This is a genomic window from Sphaerospermopsis reniformis (assembly GCF_005402885.1).
GTDB lineage: Bacteria > Cyanobacteriota > Cyanobacteriia > Cyanobacteriales > Nostocaceae > Sphaerospermopsis > Sphaerospermopsis kisseleviana.
Genome location: NZ_BJCE01000321.1, coordinates 1 through 4903 on the forward strand (window position 1 = coordinate 1; position 4903 = coordinate 4903).

3 protein-coding genes and 2 pseudogenes are annotated in these 4903 nt (G+C 35.6%); 4 read left to right on the forward strand and 1 reads right to left on the reverse strand.

Annotated elements, in window-relative coordinates; all coding sequences use genetic code 11:
- The first annotated feature begins 62 nt into the window (after positions 1 to 62).
- The 4 genes and pseudogenes from FFR48_RS25385 (at position 63) to FFR48_RS25400 (ending at position 4667) form a co-directional block, all read left to right on the forward strand.
- Positions 63 to 2687, forward strand: a complete 2625-nt coding sequence (locus FFR48_RS25385; RefSeq protein ID WP_137669276.1) for a WD40 domain-containing protein — start codon at positions 63 to 65, stop codon at positions 2685 to 2687.
- A 135-nt stretch (positions 2688 to 2822) separates the two neighbouring features.
- A pseudogene (locus FFR48_RS30825) lies at positions 2823 to 3128 on the forward strand (barstar family protein).
- 815 nt (positions 3129 to 3943) lie between these two features.
- Complete coding sequence (locus FFR48_RS25395; RefSeq protein ID WP_137669278.1) at positions 3944 to 4222, forward strand: hypothetical protein; 279 nt, start codon at positions 3944 to 3946, stop codon at positions 4220 to 4222.
- Positions 4223 to 4232: 10 nt separating this feature from the next.
- Complete coding sequence (locus tag FFR48_RS25400; RefSeq protein WP_137669279.1) at positions 4233 to 4667, forward strand: Imm30 family immunity protein; 435 nt, start codon at positions 4233 to 4235, stop codon at positions 4665 to 4667.
- A 26-nt stretch (positions 4668 to 4693) separates the two neighbouring features.
- Here the strand turns inward: FFR48_RS25400 and FFR48_RS29730 are convergent.
- Positions 4694 to 4903 (reverse strand): annotated as a pseudogene (locus FFR48_RS29730) (hypothetical protein); the annotation flags it as partial.

Consider the following 4903-nt stretch of genomic DNA (forward strand, 5'->3'; position numbering starts at 1 on the left):
CTAGCCCGTCCTAGTCAACAATACTATTTGATATTTATTTCATCCAATTTACTGAAAATTATATGACAGTTCTTACCTGTGGCATTACAGGAAAATCAATTACTCTATTAAGTGAAATAGCTGTTAGTGGAGAAGCAAAAGTTTGGCGAACTAATCATCATGGTTATTTAGCTAAAATTTACCATTCACCAACACCTGAACGGGTTCAAAAACTAGCAGTAATGATAGACCACCCACCCACAGAACCAAATTCCCATCTTCATCATGTTTCCTTTGCTTGGCCTAAATCGGTGTTGAAAAATGCTCAGGGCAATTTTGTGGGCTTTTTAATGCCAGAAATTAAGGATGGAAAAGAACTTATTGATGTTTATAATCCCCAACGTCGCAAGAAATTAAAACTTGAAATTGATTGGCGTTTTTTACATACCACTGCTTTAAATATTGCCTCAATTATTGCGGCTTTACATGAAGCTGGTTATGTGTTGGGTGATATTAAACCACAAAATATTTTAGTGAATAATCGGGCTTTACCTTCTATTATTGATACTGATTCTTTTCAGGTGATAAATCCGAAAAATGGTAAGGTTTTTCGTTGTTTAGTTGGTTCGGAAGGATATACACCACCGGAATTAATGGGAAAAGATTTTGATATTATTGAGCAAACGGAAATACATGATAGATTTCGGTTAGGGGTAATTATCTATCAATTATTATTTGGTGGTAATAGCCCCTTTCAAGGAAAATGGACTGGTGCAGGGGAAACTCCAGAACCTAATGAACTTATCCGTCGGGGTTTATGGGTTTATGGGGCAAATACTTTAATTACCGCAGCAGCAAGAACAATTCCTTTAGAGATTGTCTATCCAGATATTCAGCAATGTTTTCTGAGATGCTTTAATGATGGGTATAAAAATCCTAATTCTCGTCCTACGGCTAGGGAGTGGTTAGAGGCTTTAAGAACAGGGAATGATAATTTAACTATTTGCGGCAGGGTAGATAGTCATTATTATAGTAGAACTTTTGGTAAATGCTATTGGTGCGATCGCTCTACAAATCTTGGTGTTGATATTTTTCCTGGTGTTGTTAAAGCAAAACCATCTGTTGTTATTGAATCAACTATTTTTGCAGCTACTAACACCCTAGAACTGGTTAAGCAAGAAGGAAAGATAATAACTGTAGTTGGTCAAGTTGCTAATACTCGCCATCTTAGCAGCATAAATATATTCTTTATTAACTTTGGTAACGTTTCTAGTCTCGTCAACGGTTATAGTCCTTTTGCAATTGTTATATTTTCAGAAGGTTTAAAAAATTTATCTAATTCCAGAAGCTTAACAATTACTCAATTAAGTAATTGGGTTGGAAGTTATATCAAAATTACGGGAACTCTTGAAATACATCAAAAATCAAGTTGTAATACTCCACAAATAATACTAAAAGATTCAAGCCAAATAAGTCTAATTAGTCAAACTGAAGCTAATAACCTAATTGCGGGAAATACTAATACAAATACTTCAGCCGCAGTTAAGCAAACTCAATCTCAAGTTTCGCAACTAGCAGTTTCTAAACCTCAAAATCAAACTGTAATAACCCCATCAACAGCTACAACTATTTCATCTTCAGTTCAGCCAAATCAATCTCAGGCTTCGCAAACTAATCAGTTAGTAAATTCACCTCGTCAGGTTTCACAACCAGTAATTTCTACACCTCAGAGTCAACCTGTCACAATTCCAGCGCCTCAAACGACGATTCCTGTCAAAAATACGAAACTGAGAAAACTATTAATAGCTGCGATATTAGGATTTATAGGAACTCAATTCTATGGCTGTATGCGTTATGGAGTGTTTCCAGTCAATCCCATATCTATAATTGCAAATTTACCTATTGGTTTCTTTTTAGAGACAACTCTAAGAGGTCATTCTGGCTCGGTTTATTCAGTAGCATACAGCCCCGATGGTCAAACTCTGGCTAGTGTGAGTGATGACAAGACTATCAAACTGTGGGACGTAAAAACGGGAAACCTCCTACAAACCCTCTCTGGTCATTCTAACTTGGTTGAGTCAGTAGCATACAGTCCCGATGGTCAAACTCTGGCTAGTGCGAGTAGGGACAACACTATCAAACTGTGGAATGTAAAAACAGGAAACCTCCTACAAACCCTCTCTGGTCATTCTGGCTGGGTTCGGTCAGTAGCATATAGCCCCGATGGTCAAACTTTGGTTAGTGGGGATGGGGGTTATCACTTGGTTAGTGGGGATGGGGGTTATGGCCATAACGATGACTTCACTATCCAACTGTGGGATGTAAAAACAGGAAACCTCCTACAAACCCTCTCTGGTCATTCTTACTGGATTGATTCAGTAGCATACAGTCCCGATGGTCAAACTCTGGCTAGTGCGAGTAGGGACGATACTATCAAACTGTGGAATGTAAAAACAGGAAACCTCCTACAAACCCTTCCTGGTCATTCTAACTCGGTTAATTCAGTAGCATACAGCCCTGATGGTCAAACTCTGGCTAGTGGGAGTGGTGACAACACTATCAAACTGTGGGATGTAAAAACAGGAAACCTCCTACAAACCCTTCCTGGTCATTCTGACTCGGTTTATTCAGTAGCATACAGCCCCGATGGTCAAACTCTGGCTAGTGGGAGTTGGGACAACACTATCAAGATATGGCGGTTAAAGTAGTCATTAATAGGATTTTGTTAGCAATCGTCTATTTTATCATTCTGTAAATCCTTTAATCCTGGACATTATCTCGACTTCGCTCGATAACCACCTGATTCTGACAATTTTACTAACCTATTTCCTCACCATAAATCTATGAATCATAAAGTTTTTTATCTTAATGGTAAAAAAATCAATAACAAACAAACATTTTTAAAACAAGCTGCTGAAGCAATGGAATTTCCTGCATACTTCGGCAATAACTGGGATGCTTTTGATGAATGTATCACCGATTTAACATGGTGTCCGGCTCAAAGATATGTCATATCATAAGATCATGCTGATATCTTTGCTCAAGCTGAACCGACACAGTACCAAATAGCATTGGATATTTTAAATTCAGCGCAGGAATACTGGGAAGGTAATAATATTTCTTTCAGGTTTTTAACTATCAAAAAATAGCTTGTCTGAATCAGGATAACCAGGATTTGAGGATGTACAGGATTGTTATTTGTAGATTGTCTGTGAATAATAAAGATATATTCTCTTGTCTGAATCAGGATAACCAGGATTTAAGGATGTACAGGATTGTTATTTGTAGATTGTCTGTGAATAATAAAGATATATTCTCTTGTCTGAATCAGGATAACCAGGATTTGAGGATGTACAGGATTGTTATTTGTAGATTGTCTGTGAATAATAAAGATATATTCTCTTGTCTGAATCAGGATAACCAGGATTTGAGGATGTACAGGATTGCAGTTGATAGATTTTCTGTGAATAATAAAGATATATTCTCTTGTCTGAATCAGGATAACTAGGATTTAAGGATGTACAGGATTGTTATTTATAGATTTTCTGGTAATATTTAATGATGATAAATTTTGATGCAGATAAAAGATATATTTCCTATCATTCAAAGAAAACCATAAATGATCGAAAATATCCTGTTAATCCTTTAATCCTGGACATCCTGATTCAGACAAAAAATATCATCCTGAAAATCCTTTAATCCCGGAAATCCTGATTCAGACAAATATCATCCTGAAAATTCTTAAATCCTGGACATCCTGATTCAGACAATTTAATTATTCCTTGTCTTCCTTTATAATCAAAATATTAAACAGTATAAATAACTAAACAGGAGTAAAAAAATTATTAATCATCAACCTCAACTCATCCCAGGAGAAGGAACTGTAGGTACTTATGGAGACTTACTAAAAAAGGGACGTAGAGGTGATAACCTCACACCTCATCATATACCTGCGGATGCTTTTATGAAAGCCAAAGTTCCACTTAATTATACAACAGATCAAGGATATGCCATTATGATGGAACATTTATCACCAGGAAAAGGAGGCCGTCATCGGCAAACAATTTCTTATGGTAAACGTCCTAATTTAAACTTATCACCCAGAGTAACCTTAGCACAAGAAATTTGGGATGTACGTTCTATTTATCTTTCTCAAGGTTTGTATAATAGAAGAATCAGGGAAAGTTTGCAAGCATTAATCAAACTCAATAAAGTAACTTGGCAATCTATTTTTGTTAAATGAGGTAAAAACCATGAATCAAAACAATTTACTAGAAATCTTGAAAGATAACCGATTGATGCAAACAGAAGCACAAGTTACAAATTTTGAAAATGCTTTAACCGCAATAGCTGAAAATCCTAATGAAAATGATTTATCTGCCTATCATCTAATTTTAGATGATCAATGTCAACAGCCAGAAGTGATGTTTAGCTTAATTCATTTTCTGGAATCTTTTGATATGGAAAAACAAATTACAGCATTTATTGAAGTTGTTCCACAATTAATGATAACTGCACCGGAATGGACAAGAATTATTCACAATCGGATTTTAAATGATGAATCAGCTTGTCAAGTCTATCAAAATCTATTACATTCAGCTAATTTAAAAACTCCGCATTTCCTCTATCATCTTTTAGAAGAAAGTATTATAAATAAATTGCAGGTGAAAGAAAGTGTATTAATGTGATTTTCTGAATCAGGATAACCAGGATTTTAATTGATAGATTGTCTGTGAATAATAAAGATATATTCTTTTGTCAGAATCAGGATAACCAGGATTTTAGGATGTACAGGATAGTCTAATTCTGAAGCGTCTATTAATTCAAATAATGTATCAATATTATAGTCTGTTTCCTGGGGATGTACGTACATATCGGCAAAACATTCATCCCTTTGGTTTTCCATTGCCCATCTTTCTTTTTC